A 16,867-nucleotide genomic window follows, 5' to 3' on the forward strand; every position below is an offset into this window, starting at 1 on the left:
GCTAGCGTTCATCCTGAGCCAGGATCAAACTCTCCATTGTAAAAATGAATTGTTCGACTCCCGACTATTTATCAATAAATAATCAGAATCGTTTTGTTGTATCTTACGTTCCGAACTGACAGGTTGATTTGTTTGTTATTGTATAACTTTCATCTTCCGACTACTCGTTACGCTACATGATCATATCTCTTAAAGAACTGTTATCGCCGCCGCGTCGCGCTTTGGCATCCTATATATCGTGGCATCGCTGCCCGAACTATCTTTTTTCGTTTCCCTCCGTTTCGTTGGGACTGCAAAGGTAGAAGATTTTTCCGGATCCGCAAAATAAAGTTGAACTTTTTTTTCGCTGCCCCAAAGGGCAAAAACCGGCGGAACGCCCCCTTGTATACAGGCTTTTCCATCTCCACGTGTTCGCTTTTCAATCGTCCCTCCCTTGCGGAGTGGTGCAAAGATAGAACTTTGGCACGATCCCTGCAAACAATCCCCGCTTATTTCTTGCCAAAACACCGCAAGGCACTGGGGATCTGTGGGATATTTTTATCGAACTAAAGGTCTCCTTACTTACCTTTCACATTAGGAAGAAACCCGGTGACAATGCCAATCAACGGCAGATAAGCACAAATTTGAAAGACATAATTGATGCTGGTATGATCGGCTACATAACCCAGCAAGGCCGACCCAACGCCACCCATGCCGAATGCAAACCCAAAAAACAGACCGGCAATGGTACCTACTTTACCAGGAACCAAATCTGTCGCATACACTAATATCGCCGAAAACGCCGATGAAATAATGACGCCAATAATCATCGCTAAGGCGACGGTCAGTACGAGCCCGACATGAGGCAACAACAACGTAAAAGGAGCAGCACCTAATATAGAAACCCAAATAATCACTTTGCGCCCATAGCGATCACCCAGTGGCCCACCGACTATCGTTCCCAAGGCTACAGCAGCCATAAATGCAAACAGATAAAACTGAGACTCTTGAATGCCAATCTTAAATTTATCGATCAAATAAAACGTAAAATAGCTACTCATCGATGCCATATAGAAATATTTGGAAAAGATAAGCACGAGTAAAATCACAATAGAAGTTAGCACCCTACCTTTGGTTAATCCGGGAGCGTAAACAGATTGTTGCACTGGCGCAGGGCGCCTTTTCCGTTCCGCAATATTGTCCTTGTACCAACGTCCAACAAAAGAGAGCAATATCATTCCACCTATGGCAAACGCCGCGAACCAACGGATATGCCCTTGCCCATGCGGAATTACAATTAATGCGGCCATTAGCGGACCGATTGCACTGCCGGCATTGCCCCCTACCTGAAAAATAGACTGTGCTAAACCCTTCTTACCGCCAGAAGCAAGTTGGGCCACACGAGAAGCTTCGGGATGAAAAACGGAGGAACCTATCCCGATTAAGGCTACGGACGATAACAAAAACGCAAATTGGTCAGCTATTGACAATGATAGCAATCCTAACAGCGTAAAGCCCATGCCGATAGCCAAGGATTGCGGATTTGGTTTACGGTCGGTATAATTGCCAACGAAGGGCTGCAGTATAGAAGCCGAAAGCTGGAAAACCAGTGTAATCAATCCAATTTGTGTAAATGTAAGATTAAACTGTTGTTTTAGCATCGGATATACGGCGGGAATAACCGACTGCATCAGGTCGTTAAGCAAATGTCCAAAGCTGATGGCAAATAAAATACTGTATACCGTGCCTTTTACAATAGGCGACGTACTGGTGTTTATGGTTGTTTTCATGGTTTTCATGGTCTTCATTAAACCGATTCAATAATTTCGTTCAGTAGCGATCGTGCCTGAGCCGCATCTCGTTGTTCTATGGCTAAAAACAGGCGCTCGTGCGAGACTTGGGTGCTTACAAACACGGTTGTATTGGCATAGATTTGCTTAAAAGCGATGGCCACATGCTTTGAGGAGGTGCCATAAAGTTCCATCAGTATGGGGTTACCGCAGGCGTCAGCTATTGCTTGATGAAAGGCGATATCGGCTTCAATACAGGTCTCTAATGCTCCGGCATCAGCTTCTATCTTCCTTTTTTTAAGCGCTGCAGCCATACGTCCCAGGTCTTTCGTACTTCGGTTTTCAGCGGCCTTTTCCGCAATCCGAATTTCCAATAACTGTCGGACTTCCAGCAGATCCGCTAAAGGGGCTTTCTCAAAGACCTCACCTAATGCCTCATTTCCATCGCTACCAGCAACAAAGGTGCCCACCCCCTGCTGCACATCGAGATAACCCAGATTTGCCAGCATGCGAATAGCCTCGCGTACGCTCGATCGCCCTACGCCGAAAACTTGCATCAGGGCTGGCTCAGTCGGCAAACGACTGCCTAAGCCATACTCTCCTGTCTTAATTTTAGCTTTGATCCGTTCGGAAACCTCTTCCGCCAATGAAGTTCTTTTTATCATGTTACAAATTCATCTGATGATATGATGATTTGCAAAGATATACTTTTTTACATGTTCATTGATAAAAAAGCTTATAAAATTTGGTGAGACTCTTTTATGGTATTCATGACGAAAATACTTTTGGTTTGGCCAATACCATCTATCTCGGACAGACGATCGACGAAAAACTCGTGAAAACTGTCCATGCTTGAAGAAACGATCTTGAGCATAAAATCAAAATCCCCGCTGATATTATAGAACTCAACAACTTCTGGGAGCAACTTCACAGCCTCAATAAACTTACCTGCCGTTTTTTTATTATGAACACTTAACGCAACCATGCACAACACCACCAAGCCACGATCTATTGCTTTTTTATCGAGCACAGCGATGTATTCTTTAATGATGCCCTGCTGCTCCAAACGCTTGATCCGTTCATGTGTGGGTGTGGGACTTAAATGTATTTTTAGTGCAATATCGCGAACACTCAGCTTTGCATCTGCCTGCAACAAACGTAATATTTGGAGATCTTTATTATCTGGAATAAAGGTGGCACTTTTAATCTGTTCTTTTTTGTTCATAGAATCGGGTCGCCAAAAGAACAAAATAACAATAAAAACGTTAAAATAGAACAAATGTTCCAAAATTAATTTAGAAAACAAAACGTATGTATTGTTAAATTACTTTTGCATCAAAATAGTTGTATGAACAATAAGAAGCAGATTATCCTCCTTTTGGCATCGGTTGGCACTTTTGTCGAGGCACTTGATATCGCCATAATTAATCTCACTATCCCCGCTATCCAACAGCAGTTTAACATGAGCTATGATACGGTACAGTGGTTGCAAACGCTGTACGTTTTATTTTTCGGTGGATTTTTAATTATTGGTGGCAAGCTTTCAGATCAAATCGGTAAAAAAACGATGTTCATTAGTGGCGGGTTGCTCTTCTTACTAACCTCGTTGAGTGCTGGGCTGGCTCCGGACTTCACGATCTTGGCCATCTCTCGCGCGCTACAGGGGCTCGGCGCAGCGCTGCTGATGCCTGCATCATTGTCTATTGTGACCCAAACGTTTACAGAGCCACAAGAACGAAGCCGTGCTATCGGTATTTTCAGCTCTTTTGCAGCGATAGGATCGGGCAGCGGGCTTTCCGTCGGTGGCTTGATCAGTACATATTGGAGCTGGCACTGGGTATTTTTGATCAACGTCCCTATCTTGGCTATCACCCTATTCTTTGCCCTGCGCTATTTCCCCAAAGCGACTGCTGCTCCACAACATCGTGGAAACGACATCCCTTCTGCTGTACTGTTAATTCTAGGTCTGTTATTCTTAACCTTCGGCATCCATGATATGGCGCATTTTAACGAGCGGCCCTACCTGATTACGGGCTGTTTCCTTGCCAGCTTTCTGTTGATCTCCTTACTGATTAAAAGACTCCTTACGCTCGACGATCCGCTTATTGCGCCTGGGATTTTTCGAAACCGTTCATTGGTTATCTCGAACCTTGCCTTCTTTATGCTGGGCGCCATCTTTATCGGTTTTCTTTTTCTGATATCGCTGATGTTACAAAATGACATGGGCTATAGTGCCGCTACGTCGGGCTTGATGTTGGTTCCGTTCAGTATATTATCGGCCATGATTGCAAAGTTCGCCATTCCAACTTTAAGCAGGTTATTGCGTCCTGCCAAGTTGGGGATCCTAGGCATGCTGTGCATGTTTAGCGGATTGGCGCTACTGCTGGCATCTGTTTACCTCGACCACCCTTTAGTTTTAGTGTTGAGCGGAGCGGCCTGCATTTCCGGCATTGGCATGACCATATGCTTCACCAGTTTATCCGTGTTGGGTGTAAAAAATGTACCGCAGGAGCATTACGGCGTTGCTGCTAGCTTAACGAGCACGTCGTATTTTCTAGGTGCTGGTATTGGCTTGTCCCTAGTTTCCTTCTTAGGACAACCGGACGTATCCGGATTTGCCGTGGGCCCAACTAGCCTTGTTGTGCTGATAGGGTATTCGCTTTTCGGGTTGACCCTTCTAGCCTACTTGACCTATGCGGATAAGCGCAAATTGACAAAAAGTTTAAAAACCGTAGAGGCATAATCCGCAGCGATATCTTTATTTTTGTATCAAAACAAAATCATCATGATGAATTTAAACGGAAAAACCGCCTTTATCACCGGAGGCGGTCGCGGACTTGGCAAGGCTACCGCCATTGCCCTGGCTAAAGAAGGCGTGAATATAGCGATCAGTGGCCGCAACGAAAAGCAACTTGAAGATACCGTTGCAGAGTTGACCGCGCTGGGTATCAAGGCCACATACGCCACCCTAAACGTGGGTAACCAAGCGGAAGTAGAAGCTGGAATTCACAACATACACAGCATTTTCCCCCAGATAGATATCTTAATTAACAATGCGGGTATCGCATCGTTCGGAACGGTGGAAGAAATGCCGAGCAGCACGTGGGAGGAAATTATTCAGGTGAATGTATTGGGTGTTTATTACGTAGCGAAAGCGATTATACCGATTATGAAGGCACAAGGTAGTGGTGATATTATCAACATAGCCTCCACAGCCGGGTTAAAAGGTAGCGCCAACTCATCCGCCTACAGCGCGTCGAAATCTGCAGTAATTGGCTTTTCAGAATCGCTGATGTATGAAATGCGGAAGGAGAATATCCGGGTAACGACGCTCACGCCGAGCACGATTGCGACTGATATGGCGATGACTGACCTAAAGATTACTGATGGAAATCCGGATAAAGTATTGCAACCGGAGGATTTTGCCGAGCTAATTGTAGACATCTTAAAATTCAACAAGCGTGCGTTGATCGCTAATGCGTCTATATTTTCAACAAACCCTTAGTGTTTAACAAATACCATGAGCAGCCAATATAAATATCCCAAGATGTCTGTATTGGCTGCTTGTCTTTACGCACAACCTACCTAAATCTTTGTTTAAAGGCGAGCTGCAAACACCTTTGCTCTTACGTAAAACGATGAAGATACCTTTTCGTTCGTAAACATGGAGATCGCCGCGTTATGCTTGCTCGCGATGAAGCCTTTTGTCATCCATGTCGTTTTCCGACGGCTTCTTCCTCACATTCAACCTTGTTGTCGCCGAAATCTATCCCTGATAAGAGTACACATTATAGGCACAGATTTTCTTCGCTAACAGGTAGGCGGAGAACGCGCCTATGGATAAAGGCAATATCAATTGGTAGCCATTAGGGGCAGCGCTACATAACAAAAATACCGCGGTAAAAGGGCCATGTATAGCTGCTGCCAGTGTCGCCGCAGCACCTATCAATGCGAAATTTATGATTAAAAATGAGGTGTCAAAATAGGTATTGCTGATATGTGCAAAGAGGATTCCCAAAAAAGCACCTGCCACGATGCTTGGTGCGAAGACGCCCCCGTCTCCACCGACCCCTAGCGTCAGCGAAGCGGCAAGCGGCTTGAAAAGCACCAGCAGTGCAAGCGTATACGGCACTGCTTTTACCGCATCGGCACTACTATAAGTTGATAAAATATTCGCTAAGCCATGGTAACTATCTCCATATAAACCTGGAAAAGCTAAGATCAATACGCCCACCGTCAATGCACCAATATGTACACGTAAAAAATTACTTTCGATATGACTAAACCATTTCTTGCAATAAATAACAATTTGCGTGAAATAGCTGGCTAGAAGCCCGGCCAGCATTCCGAGTACGAACATAAAAGGCAATGCTTTCCACTGCCATTCCATGGCGGGCATACTGATTAAAAAGCCTGGCTCGAAATTCTGTATGAAAAGAAAGGCTACTGATGCGGCAACCGTGCAACTAAGAATTACTGTTTTTTGAAATTTCTTTGCAATGACTTCTACGGCAAATAACCAGCCGCCGAAAGCACTTCCAAATAGTACAGTAACGCCAGCAGCCACTCCGGCGCAAACCAGCTCCCTTTTAAAAGCTAAAGGCATAAATCGACGCTTGTACACTTGGTTTCCTATCGTGGCTGTAGATACAACGGTAGACACCTCAATACCGGTAGAACCGCCAAATGCCACTGTCAAAAAGCCATTGACATAATGTGATGTTACTTTAAAAAATGGTAAATGGTCTTTGCGCGTTTCTAAGGTCGTATAGATCTCTTTAATGCCTTTATTTTTCCTATTATGGAAGGCATATTTGCGCAAAAAATAGATCGCAGTGATCCCGATAGAAGGAAGAATAACAAACAGATAGGCGCTCGTGCGTTGCGCCTGATTAAAAATAAAATACTGTACGTGTTCGGTGAGATGTTTTAAGGAAAAGGCAAGCACACAACAAAGTGCCGCCACTGCCGCAGCCGCTATAATGAGCTTGAAATAACTATAAATAAGAACTTTCTGTCGCATAATGAACTGAATTTGCGACGCAAATGTAGGAACAAATGAGACCAATAGCGAAGTAGGCTTTCCTTTGACACAAGCATTTTACATTGTTGCCACAAAGCGAGCAAATTTTGAACTTGTTTTGAAGAGTATTAGCTTCCCAAAATAGGCAGCTCTCGATGGCTATTAGCAGAAACCAAGAAAAGAAAAAGGGGCTGCCTGGTATGTTTGCTTGAAAAAACATAAAGACAACCCCGATTCTGCTAAAACTACTTGGTTACATCAACATTATACAACTTACGGTGTATTTCTTTTAGGCTAGCCTCCGGTATCTTAATCACTTTACGGTCATAGGTCATCAATCCATTGGTTTCCACTTCCACATCTGTGGTTTGCGTGTACACGGCAGCCGAAAGACCGAGCGGAATCAAACTGGATACGTTATGGATAACCTCTTCGTAACGACGCTGAAGCTCTTCTTTATTTTTGAATGATTGATAACCCCAATTATCTTTCTGCTGCCAGGTGTGCCCTTCTACGGGCAAGCCCAACCCTCCAAATTCACCCAAAACTAACACAAATTTCTCTCCGAAGATATTTGGATCTGGCATTGCTGCATCCGGATAATTATGGATATCGACTATAGGTCCTGTAAACGAAAAATTTCCGCCGCTGGCACTATTGACAAGGCGTGAAGGATCATACTTCATGGTCCACTCTGTAATTTCCTTGGTTTTAAATTGACCCCACGCTTCATTAAAAGGCACCCATATCACTATACTCGGAAAGTTGTGCAATACATCCATAATGCTTTTCCACTCCTTCTTGTAAATGGCTTCCGATGCTGCAGTACGATCCTTATCATGCTGTCCGTTGGAAATCTTGCCGGGCTGCATATCCCATACGTTTCCACCAAGATCCCCACTGGGCATATCCTGCCATACCATGATCCCCAAGCTGTCGCAATGTCTATACCAACGCGCAGGCTCTACTTTGATGTGCTTACGGATCATATTGAATCCCATTTCTTTGGTTTTCACCACATCAAATTTCAATGCTTCGTCCGAAGGGGCCGTATGCAAACCATCTGGCCACCAGCCTTGATCCAATGGTCCGTAATGAAACAGAAACTTATCGTTCAAGAACATCCGTTGTATGCCTTTCGCATCTTTCTTCACCGTTATTTTACGCATAGCAAAGTAGCTATCTGCTTCGTCAACGACTTTTCCTTTGCGAACGACTTTCACTTTCAGATCATACAATTTCGGGCTATCAGGGCTCCAAAGCTGTGGGTTAGCAATCTTCAGTTGTGCTTCCGTTCCGGCTGCGACCGAGCTTTCGGCGACTTTTTTCCCTTGGTCATGTGCTTCCACCAAAAGCATGTCGCCTGCTTGCGCACCTTCCAAGTTGGCCGATACGGTCAATGATGATGCATCCACATCTGGCGTTTGTTTCGTATTAACAATATAGGTTTGCGGCACCGCTTCCAACCACACGGTCTGCCATATACCGGTTACCGGTGTATACCAAATACCATGTGGATTATTGATCTGCTTTCCGCGCGGCTGCGGGCCATCGCTAGTTGGATCCCATACGCGTATGCTAACTTGCTGCTTTGCGCCCTTTTTTAAAGCTGCCGTTACATCGAAAGAAAATGGATCGAAGCCACCTTCATGCTGCCCTACATGCTTTCCATTCACATATACATCGCATTGCCAATCCACCGCTCCAAAATGCAGGAGAACTTTTCCCTTTTGAACCTTCTTGTCCAGGTTAATGTCATTGTGGTACCACAGTGCCTGATCTTTGTTCACGCTTTTTCCTACGCCAGACAACGCTGATTCCACCGCAAATGGTACGAGGATATCGCCATCCCACGATGTCGGGATATTTTTCTCGTCTTTGGTCGTGATCTTGTACTTCCAAAGACCGTTTAAATTCTGCCAATTTCCGCTACGTTTTAGTTGCGGCCTAGGGTATTCCGGATGTGGCTTTGCCGCATCGAGTTTTTCGCCCCAGGGCGTTAAAATTTTGTCGCCCGCAGGCTTCCACTGTTGTGCGAAGCTTACGGAAAGGGAGGTAGCCAATACGCAGGCTATCGCCATTGTCTTTTTCATCATCATATTTTGTGTTCTCTTCATATATTATTTTATTGCTTTACTTTCAGGTCGGAATGGGGCAGGAAAAGGTTCGCGATCCAAAGCAGCTTTCAGCTTAAGAAAGGCAGGGTGATCAGGCTTCCAGATATTTTCCGTTTCCACAAGTCCCTGCTCATAGTCATACAGCTCGTAGGCAACAGGAGCACCTTGTTGAAAAGGCTGCCAAGCGATAAGCCTATACCGTTCGTCGCGAATGGCTCGCCCCAGCTTGCCATCCCGCGGAAAACAATGATACACATAGTCCTTTGTTTTTATTGCGGTGTTTTTCAAAAAAGGGACAAAGCTTTTGCCATCCATAGGTTGTTGGGTAGCATGCACAGGAATGCCACACCATTCGGCCAGTGTGGGGTAAATGTCTACGGTTTCTATAAGCTGCTTCGTTTTTTGGGGAGTTGTCTGTCCGGGGATGTGGATGATAAGAGGAATTCTGTTGGCTAATTCATGGTTTACATGTTTTGTCCACATGCCCATTTCACCCAATAGATATCCATGGTCTCCCCATAGCACGACGATGGTATTTTTATCCAAGCCCGTTTCTTTGAGCTGCGCCAGTACCTTGCCAATCTGCGCATCCACGTAACTCACCCCGGCGTAATATCCATGAATAAGCTTACGCGTCAAGCTATCTGGAAAGGGGTCAGTCTCAGCAGCTGTCGGAATACCTTGGTACTGCACGATTTCCCCATCGCGCTTGTTTGCATAAGCTAATGACCCTATCGGATTTGATTGTTGCTTAGGTACCGGCAGTTGATCTAGATGATACTTATCCCAATACTTTTTGGGCACGGAAAAGGGTAAGTGCGGTCGTGCGAAGCCGACCGCCAAGAAAAAAGGTTGGTCTTGCTGCTTGAGCTGTGCGAGACGCGCTGCGGCAAGCTTGGCCACGCGGCCATCAGCATAGGTTTCGTCGGAAACATCCAAGCATTCCCAGGCAGCCCCTTTAGCGAGTTTATTTGCCTCGCCCCAAGGCACATTCCCGAATAGCGCTTCCTCTCGCGTTTGCCCTTTTTTCGACTTATCCGCATACTCTACCACTAAATCATGCTCGTGCGGCACAGTCCACGATTGTTTATCATTATAGGTGTTGTGCCCCACGTGAAACACCTTTCCTATGGCTGCCGTGTAGTAGCCTTTATTTTTGAAGTGCTCGGGCATCGTAGTAGCCTCCGGATAAAATTCTCGGAAAGCCCGCCCAAAATCGTAAAGTCCCGTGGAGGTTGACCGCGCGCCCAGTAGTAAATTATAGCGAGAAGCCACGCATACCGCCTGATTGCTGTAGGCACGCTCAAATACATAGGCATTTCTTGCAAACGCATCAATCTCGGGCGATTGTGCAACCTGATCGCCATAGACCCCAAGCGCGGGTCGCAAATCGTCAACCAATATAAACAAGACATTATATGGTTTCTGCTTACCACTGTTTGCGTTAGACTCTGCTATCGGTTCGCCTGTTTTTGCGGTGACGTTCTTTTGGACAACTGCAGCAACAGCTTGTGTTACCCATCCATACAATAAGCCAATACACAGTAGCAAAGCCATGCCTGCGCTGACAACACGCCTATTACTTAATTTTCTTTGTTTCACGATCATACACGGCTTACGTAATTTCTTTTGCTCGTTCATTTGTGCGGTGCTCGCTGCGAGCACGAGGACGCGTTTTTCAATACGTAGAAAAAGTTATTTTTTCTTTGGTCCGCTTTTCCCCACTGTGCCCACTGTCGGCCCTTTTACTTGCAATTGGCCATCTTTCGTGATCGTCAGCGGATCTATAAATACTAACCGTTGATCACCGGTTTTTGTGGTACGGCCGTGGTACACACATAAACGCTCGCCATTTTTTGTGATCAGCACGCTGTTATGTCCTGTCCCGGACACCACACCTCCTTTATCGGTGTTTTTCTGTAAAATAGGGTTGAAGGCAGACTTTTTAAAAGGTCCTAAGGGATGCTTTGCCGTCGCATAACCTACTGCATAGTTTTCCCCGGCAAAATGATTAGCCGAGTACATCATGTAATACAGATCGTTGTGCTTGAATAGGTAGGAGCCCTCTGTCCAGCGTCTGTTTACCTCGCCAGAGGTAACGGAGCGGCTCTCCCACTCTGCTTGCTGATCATTTTTTTTGACGGGCGGCCTGAGCAGTAGTCTTGGCTCTCCAACAACCCCTGAAAAATCGGCAGCCAGTTCTATACCGTATACCCAGCTCTCTTCGATTTCATTATACATACCTTTATCTTTTGCCCATTTGGCAATCTCGGATTGCACGGGATGTTTGTAACAGCAACGGGAATAATACAGGTACCGCTTTCCGTCTTCGGCAAAATAGACATTGGCATCAATGATAGGGTATCCCGGATCAAATAGCGGGCTACCCGTCATATCTTCAAAAGGACCTGTCGGTTTATCGGACACAGCAACTCCAATACGGTAATTTTCCAGTTCATTATTCGGGTTATCTTTCCAGTGTGCGCTGTAAAACAGGTAATATTTTCCATGGTAAGCATAAACCTCTGGCGCCCAAAAGTCTTTTGTGCCCCAAGCAGTCGCTTGCTTAGACGAGTAGATTACACCATGCTTTGCCCATGCATTCAAGTCTTTTGATGTGTAGACAACGAACCCATTTTCCGTACCTCCTGTTCCATACAGGTAGTATTGATCCGAAGGCTTATCATATAATATGTAGGGATCACCCAGCGGAATATCCAATGGATTATTTGTTTTCACTTGCTGTGCGCACGCTATCATGCCACAATATATTACGCAAATAAAAGTTAAAATAAATTTGTACCTCATGATTTAGTTTTTGAATGTTGGTCCTATATGTTGTTGCGTACTGGGCGCATTGTCCTGCATCTTTGGCCAGCCGTTTTCCCAAACGAGCGCGTCCAACATTAATGTTCGCCGGGATGCACCTGTACGTACTTTGGGGTTATCTTTACGTATTCCGTGGTACAGCAACCAATCTTTCCCTCCATCGTCTGTGATTATTTTGGCATGATGTCCGGGGCCGGCAAACATCTCGTTGCCCTGCAGCAATAGCGTCCCTGTACCGCGCTCCGTGATGGCTTTGCCAGCTCGATCTAGATAAGGCCCGAGTACGTTTTTCGATCGTGCGACTAGCACCCGATATTGACTATTGGCTCCGTCGCAACAGCTGCCTTTGGATCCAAAGAAATAGTAGTAGCCATCACGCTTATGCAGCATCGCTGCTTCCCAATCACCGGCGGCCAGCTTTATTTTCTTTACCCCTTCAGCGATACGCTTGCCTGCCTGATCAAGCGTTATCATATGAATCCCTTGATTCGGCCCATTTCCGAAGCTTCCCCAGATCAGGTGTTTGCTACCCTCCTCTTGATATAGCGACGGGTCGATAGAGTTAGGCACGTCTATATCCTTCGAGCTAAAAAGCTTTCCTTGGTCAACGAAGGGGCCATCGGCTTTTTCGGCTATCGCTAAGCCTATCCCGGGGTTAGGATCGCCCCATAGCGAGAAAGAATAGTATAGATAATACTGACCATTCACCAAGTTAATATCCGGCGCCCAGAGTCCGCCGCCTTTTTTCCAATTCGGTTTCTCTTGGAACACATTGCCCACATATTCCCAGTTTATCAAATTTGCGGATCGCAAAATAGGCATCAAGCGGCTTCCTTGGCCATCTCCCCAGTCATCTTGCGTACCATAGGCATAAAAAAGACCTGTTTTAGGATCGCGAATAACCGTTGGATCGGCGAGGATCGGTTCAAAAACGGGGTTTGTATACTGGAGAATCGTGTCATTTCCAAGCGTCATGGCGGAGCGTCTCGTTGCCAAACAAGGCGAATGGATCGAGGCCAAAAGAATCGCTAAACTGAGGCAAAGCCAGTAGTGCAGGTTCCATAATTTTCTGTTAGCAACGAAAGATGGCATGCTTTTCATCTCTCAAATTTGTAAAATCATTTTCGGAATGAATTGCTTATTTATTTCAATTAATCACTAATTTGTCTCAAAATAACGCATAACCTAGATCTATTGATGCACAAAGCTCTATTCGTATTCATTTGTTTTCTGCTGACAGTATCAGTCGGGCGTCCGCAAAGCTATTACTTTAACCATTTCGGCGTGGATGAAGGAATCTCAAACAATGCGATTTTATGCAGCGTGCAGGATAAGAACGGCTTCCTTTGGTTTGGCACCAAAGATGGGTTAAACCGTTTTGACGGTTACTCGTTTAAACAATTCTACAGCGATACAGATAGCAACAATGGGCTGGGGAGTAACTTTATTCACAGCCTCCTTGTTGACAAAAGCAACAATATCTGGGTAGGAACAGATCAGGGGATCTTTATATACAACCCGCATCTGGAAATTTTTTCAGCTTTTACCGCCGAGGAGCATGGTGAAATTTTGCAACTGGCGGAAGATATATTGGGTAACATCTGGTTTATTTCCAACAATCAGCTATTTTCTTTCAGCCCCATCAACGGGCAATTAAAGCAGCACACATCCATCCGGGAACAGGTTGTATCAGCTTTCGGAATAGATAGATATGGCGACGTGTGGGTTGGCAGTAGCCAATCCGTCAAAAATTTAACTACCGGAAAATCATTTGCATTACCGAAAACGCCCGATGCAGCGCAGTGGATACAAAAGATTTATTTCGACGATCAACAACAATGCTGGATTGCGACCTCCAAACAGGGTTTGTATAGGCTAGATCCCCTACGCAAAACAATCGACCACGAACTGCCTTCGCTGGATGGATCGCCACTATTCGTTCGCGATATACAGCAGACTGATGCAGCCACGTTTTGGATTGCTACTGAAAGTGGGGTTATTGTATATAATCGGGCGACGAAACAGCGAACGCTGTTAAGACATGAGAGCGATAATCCGTGGAGCTTGTCTGACAACGCGGTGTACAGCATTTGCAGAGATCAGCAACACGGATTATGGATTGGCACTTTTTTCGGCGGCTTGAACTACCACCATTCGGCGCACAACAGCTTTCAAAAAGTCTTTCCCCGCCTCTCGGCGAGTTCCATACAGGGGCATGCTGTGCGCGAGATTACGCAAGATCAGCAGGGAAAAATCTGGATCGGGACCGAAGATAATGGACTCTACGCCTGGGATAAGCGGCGTGGTGTTTTTCGTGGATTTACGCCAGCAAATGGCCTTTCGCACAGTAACGTACACGGATTGGCGCTTGCCGGAGATAGTTTATTGGTGGGGACGTTTGATAGTGGGCTTGATGTGATCGATGTACGGACCGAGAAAATACTTAAGCACTTCAACACCCAGAATAGCACGGGCTTAAGCAACAACTTTATCTACCAAATTTACCGCACCAAAAAGGGGCGGATATTGCTTGCTACCGCACGCGGCCTTTGTGAGTTTATACCGGGTGAAGATACCTTTATCACAATCAAGGAAGCGCCCAACTATATTTTTTATACATCGATTTTTGAAGATAGTTCGGAAAACATCTGGTTAGCTACGTGGCGGGATGGCCTGTACTATATTAATTATAAAACGGGGCGCACCAGGGTGTTTCTTCATCACAAAGATGATGCTACAAGCTTAAACAGCAACCGGGTAAATCGTATATTTCAGGATAGCTTCAACCAAATTTGGATCGCCACAGAGAATGGGTTGGCGATGTGGACGCAAGATGGCCGCTTTCTACGAAGATTCACAAAGGCGGACGGCCTGCCCAGCAATCTGATACTTGCTATGCAGGAAGATCAGCATCGCAACCTATGGATATCAACGACGCGCGGGCTGGTTCGCATGCAACTACCTGATTTTGGATTGCATATCTATGATAAAGAATCTGGACTGTTGGACTTACAATTCAATTACAACTCGACGTTTAAAGACCACCTGGGCACGCTTTACTTTGGTTCTTCATCGGGTTTTATTCAATTTCATCCGGACTCTATACAGCATACTGCTGTTGCGGAACAACGTAGCCCTTTGTTTATCACCCGTATCCGATCGCTTCAACAGGAAATTACGGTGGGACAATCGCGCCCACGTATCGACCGGTCTGTAAGCTACCTGCAAGATCTTTCCTTGGATTACGATGAATCCACGATCAGCATCGACTTCGCTGCATTCAACTTTGTTTCTGCGCATTCCATGTCATACATGTATATGCTGGAGGGGTTTGATCGCGATTGGACGCTCCTTCGAAACGCGCGCACGGCACATTTCACCAAACTACCGCCGGGCGATTACGTATTCAAGGTGAAAGCTGTAGATGCAAACGGCCAACAAGTTTCCGCATTAAAAAGCCTCCGCATACACATCGCTCCGCCCTTTTGGGCAACTACTTTTGCCTTGTTGCTGTATGTGATCCTCGGTGCAGGTGCCATCTATCTTATCGTCCGGTCTTACGACACAAAAATCAAGGAGAAGAACCGGCGCCGACTAGAGATTATCAAGTCACATCGTGAACGTGCACTTTTCAAAACCAAGATGGATTTTTTTGCTCGCATAGCGCACGAAATCAAAACGCCGCTAACCTTAATAAAAGCACCCTTGGAAAGGATTATGCTGAACGAAGGGGTGGATAACAAAACGGCTAAGTTGTTGCAAACGATGCGACACAACACCGAAAAATTGGTTAACCTCACCAATCAGCTGTTGGATTTTCGAAAGATCGAAAGCAGCGCCCATAATCTTCAGCTCGAACGGCATAACATCAATCAGCTGGTCAGCGAACGACTGCAAGAATTCCAGCCCGTTTTCACGCAGTATCACCTTTCCTTGACCTATCACTGTGCAGTAAATGTTGAGGCGTTGGTTGATATCGAAATTATGGTTAAAATTCTGGATAACTTGCTTACAAATGCCGTGAAATATGCTGATGAACGCGTGATCGCTGAACTGTCCATGCCTGCGGAGGAAAAGGACTTTTATTTTACCGTGAAAAATGATGGCAGGTTACTATCATCTGCTGAAATTGAAACCATATTTAAGCCTTTTCATCGATCCACAGAGCATTACCAAATCGAGGGCTCGGGACTCGGGCTAGCCTTGGCATACTCCTTTGCAGAGCTGCATGGAGGCAAACTTTTTTATTTAGATAACTCGGAAAATTTAAATATATTCGTACTGAAGATCCCAATACAAGGAACCTATGATTAATGCGAATGTACTCAAACCCACCATCTTGGTAGCGGATGACCATCAAGAAATTCTTGACTTCATCGCAGATGATTTGAGCGACCATTACCATGTGCTCAAAGCATTGGATGGCGAACAGGCATTGCATTGTATCGACATGCACGCCGTGGATCTTATCGTTAGCGACATCATGATGCCCAAAGTAAACGGTTATGAATTTTGCACACGCTTGAAAGAAAATATTCATTTTAGCCATATTCCTTTTATCATGCTCACGGCGAAAAACAGCCTGCAATCTAAAATTGAAGGTTTGGAATATGGTGCAGATGCCTATATCGAAAAGCCTTTTTCGCCTACTTTTCTTCAGGCACAAATCGCGAGCTTGCTGCGCAACAGGCAACATGTACGGGCACACTACAACCACTCGCCCAGCAGCCCTATGCAAAGCACGGCGCTCAATAAATCCGATCGTATTTTTCTCGAAAAACTGAATGTATTGATCGTGGACAACATGGCCGAGCAAACCCTCTGTGTGGACTTACTTGCTGATCAAATGAACATGAGCAGACCTACGCTCTACCGAAAAATTAAAGCGCTTTCCGATCTATCGCCCAATGAGCTTATCAATATGACGCGGCTGAGGAAAGCGGCAGAATTTTTAAATGACGGCAACTACAAGGTCTATGAGATCTCCAGCATGGTGGGCTTTAGTTCCTCGTCTCATTTTATTCGAAACTTCCAAAAGCAGTTCGGTATTAGCCCGAAGGAATGGAGTGAGCAGCGCAAACAACATTCATAAATGCGTTGCAGGATACAACCTCACCTTTTCATGGTGA

At 45.5% G+C, this 16,867-nt stretch carries 12 protein-coding genes; 4 read left to right on the plus strand and 8 right to left on the minus strand.

Translation table 11 applies throughout. The annotated features are described in order from the left end of the window. Positions 1-557 precede the first annotated feature (557 nt). From B0I21_RS16480 to B0I21_RS16490, 3 genes are all read right to left on the minus strand, one after another. Entirely contained in the window at positions 558-1,769 is a 1,212-nt protein-coding gene (locus B0I21_RS16480; RefSeq protein ID WP_133641587.1) for an MFS transporter, read from the minus strand. Between the two features lie 17 nt (positions 1,770-1,786). Then, positions 1,787-2,434, minus strand: coding sequence for a FadR/GntR family transcriptional regulator (locus B0I21_RS16485; RefSeq protein WP_133641588.1), 648 nt, complete (start codon positions 2,432-2,434; stop codon positions 1,787-1,789). 71 nt (positions 2,435-2,505) lie between these two features. Beyond that, positions 2,506-2,994: an Lrp/AsnC family transcriptional regulator gene (locus B0I21_RS16490; RefSeq protein WP_243836185.1), complete on the minus strand. Its 489-nt coding sequence runs from the start codon at positions 2,992-2,994 to the stop codon at positions 2,506-2,508. Positions 2,995-3,117: 123 nt separating this feature from the next. Here B0I21_RS16490 and B0I21_RS16495 point away from each other — a divergent pair, with 123 nt between their 5' ends. Together B0I21_RS16495 and B0I21_RS16500 are read left to right on the plus strand one after the other, a co-directional pair. After that, positions 3,118-4,512, plus strand: a complete 1,395-nt coding sequence (locus B0I21_RS16495) for an MFS transporter (protein ID WP_133641589.1) — start codon at positions 3,118-3,120, stop codon at positions 4,510-4,512. A 42-nt stretch (positions 4,513-4,554) separates the two neighbouring features. Continuing rightward, positions 4,555-5,274 carry a 3-ketoacyl-ACP reductase gene (locus B0I21_RS16500; RefSeq protein WP_208292373.1) on the plus strand — a complete coding sequence of 240 codons (720 nt, stop codon included), beginning with the start codon at positions 4,555-4,557 and terminating at the stop codon, positions 5,272-5,274. 261 nt (positions 5,275-5,535) lie between these two features. Here B0I21_RS16500 and B0I21_RS16505 read toward each other — a convergent pair whose 3' ends face one another. The 5 genes from B0I21_RS16505 to B0I21_RS16525 form a co-directional block, all read right to left on the minus strand. Then, positions 5,536-6,792, minus strand: a complete 1,257-nt coding sequence (locus tag B0I21_RS16505) for a chloride channel protein (protein ID WP_133641590.1) — start codon at positions 6,790-6,792, stop codon at positions 5,536-5,538. Between the two features lie 245 nt (positions 6,793-7,037). Then, on the minus strand, positions 7,038-8,909 hold the full coding sequence (locus B0I21_RS16510) for a glycoside hydrolase family 2 protein (protein ID WP_243836186.1): 1,872 nt from the start codon (positions 8,907-8,909) through the stop codon (positions 7,038-7,040). 3 nt (positions 8,910-8,912) lie between these two features. Then, the gene (locus tag B0I21_RS16515; RefSeq protein WP_243836187.1) at positions 8,913-10,517 is read right to left on the minus strand and encodes a sulfatase; all 1,605 of its coding nucleotides are present in this window, start codon (positions 10,515-10,517) and stop codon (positions 8,913-8,915) included. An 87-nt stretch (positions 10,518-10,604) separates the two neighbouring features. Then, complete coding sequence (locus tag B0I21_RS16520) at positions 10,605-11,669, minus strand: glycoside hydrolase family 43 protein (RefSeq protein ID WP_243836189.1); 1,065 nt, start codon at positions 11,667-11,669, stop codon at positions 10,605-10,607. Between the two features lie 51 nt (positions 11,670-11,720). Beyond that, entirely contained in the window at positions 11,721-12,839 is a 1,119-nt protein-coding gene (locus tag B0I21_RS16525) for a family 43 glycosylhydrolase (RefSeq protein ID WP_243836190.1), read from the minus strand. 96 nt (positions 12,840-12,935) lie between these two features. Here B0I21_RS16525 and B0I21_RS16530 point away from each other — a divergent pair, with 96 nt between their 5' ends. Both B0I21_RS16530 and B0I21_RS16535 read left to right on the plus strand, forming a co-directional pair. Beyond that, the gene (locus B0I21_RS16530; protein ID WP_133641592.1) at positions 12,936-16,052 is read left to right on the plus strand and encodes a ligand-binding sensor domain-containing protein; all 3,117 of its coding nucleotides are present in this window, start codon (positions 12,936-12,938) and stop codon (positions 16,050-16,052) included. Next, positions 16,045-16,830, plus strand: a complete 786-nt coding sequence (locus B0I21_RS16535; protein ID WP_133641593.1) for a response regulator transcription factor — start codon at positions 16,045-16,047, stop codon at positions 16,828-16,830. The genes B0I21_RS16530 and B0I21_RS16535 overlap by 8 nt, the downstream gene beginning before the upstream one ends. The last annotated feature ends 37 nt before the right edge of the window (positions 16,831-16,867 follow it).

Origin of the sequence: Sphingobacterium paludis (assembly GCF_004364125.1) — a bacterium.
Classification (GTDB): domain Bacteria; phylum Bacteroidota; class Bacteroidia; order Sphingobacteriales; family Sphingobacteriaceae; genus Sphingobacterium; species Sphingobacterium paludis.

What these genes read in the sequence shown, in the direction of transcription:
- B0I21_RS16480 (WP_133641587.1), bottom strand. Translation starts at nt 1,769, where the DNA reads ATGAAAACAACCATAAACACCAGTACGTCGCCTATTGTAAAAGGCACG.
- B0I21_RS16485 (WP_133641588.1), bottom strand. Translation starts at nt 2,434, where the DNA reads ATGATAAAAAGAACTTCATTGGCGGAAGAGGTTTCCGAACGGATCAAA.
- B0I21_RS16490 (WP_243836185.1), bottom strand. Translation starts at nt 2,994, where the DNA reads ATGAACAAAAAAGAACAGATTAAAAGTGCCACCTTTATTCCAGATAAT.
- B0I21_RS16495 (WP_133641589.1), top strand. Translation starts at nt 3,118, where the DNA reads ATGAACAATAAGAAGCAGATTATCCTCCTTTTGGCATCGGTTGGCACT.
- B0I21_RS16500 (WP_208292373.1), top strand. Translation starts at nt 4,555, where the DNA reads ATGATGAATTTAAACGGAAAAACCGCCTTTATCACCGGAGGCGGTCGC.
- B0I21_RS16505 (WP_133641590.1), bottom strand. Translation starts at nt 6,792, where the DNA reads ATGCGACAGAAAGTTCTTATTTATAGTTATTTCAAGCTCATTATAGCG.
- B0I21_RS16510 (WP_243836186.1), bottom strand. Translation starts at nt 8,909, where the DNA reads ATGAAGAGAACACAAAATATGATGATGAAAAAGACAATGGCGATAGCC.
- B0I21_RS16515 (WP_243836187.1), bottom strand. Translation starts at nt 10,517, where the DNA reads ATGATCGTGAAACAAAGAAAATTAAGTAATAGGCGTGTTGTCAGCGCA.
- B0I21_RS16520 (WP_243836189.1), bottom strand. Translation starts at nt 11,669, where the DNA reads ATGATAGCGTGCGCACAGCAAGTGAAAACAAATAATCCATTGGATATT.
- B0I21_RS16525 (WP_243836190.1), bottom strand. Translation starts at nt 12,839, where the DNA reads ATGAAAAGCATGCCATCTTTCGTTGCTAACAGAAAATTATGGAACCTG.
- B0I21_RS16530 (WP_133641592.1), top strand. Translation starts at nt 12,936, where the DNA reads ATGCACAAAGCTCTATTCGTATTCATTTGTTTTCTGCTGACAGTATCA.
- B0I21_RS16535 (WP_133641593.1), top strand. Translation starts at nt 16,045, where the DNA reads ATGATTAATGCGAATGTACTCAAACCCACCATCTTGGTAGCGGATGAC.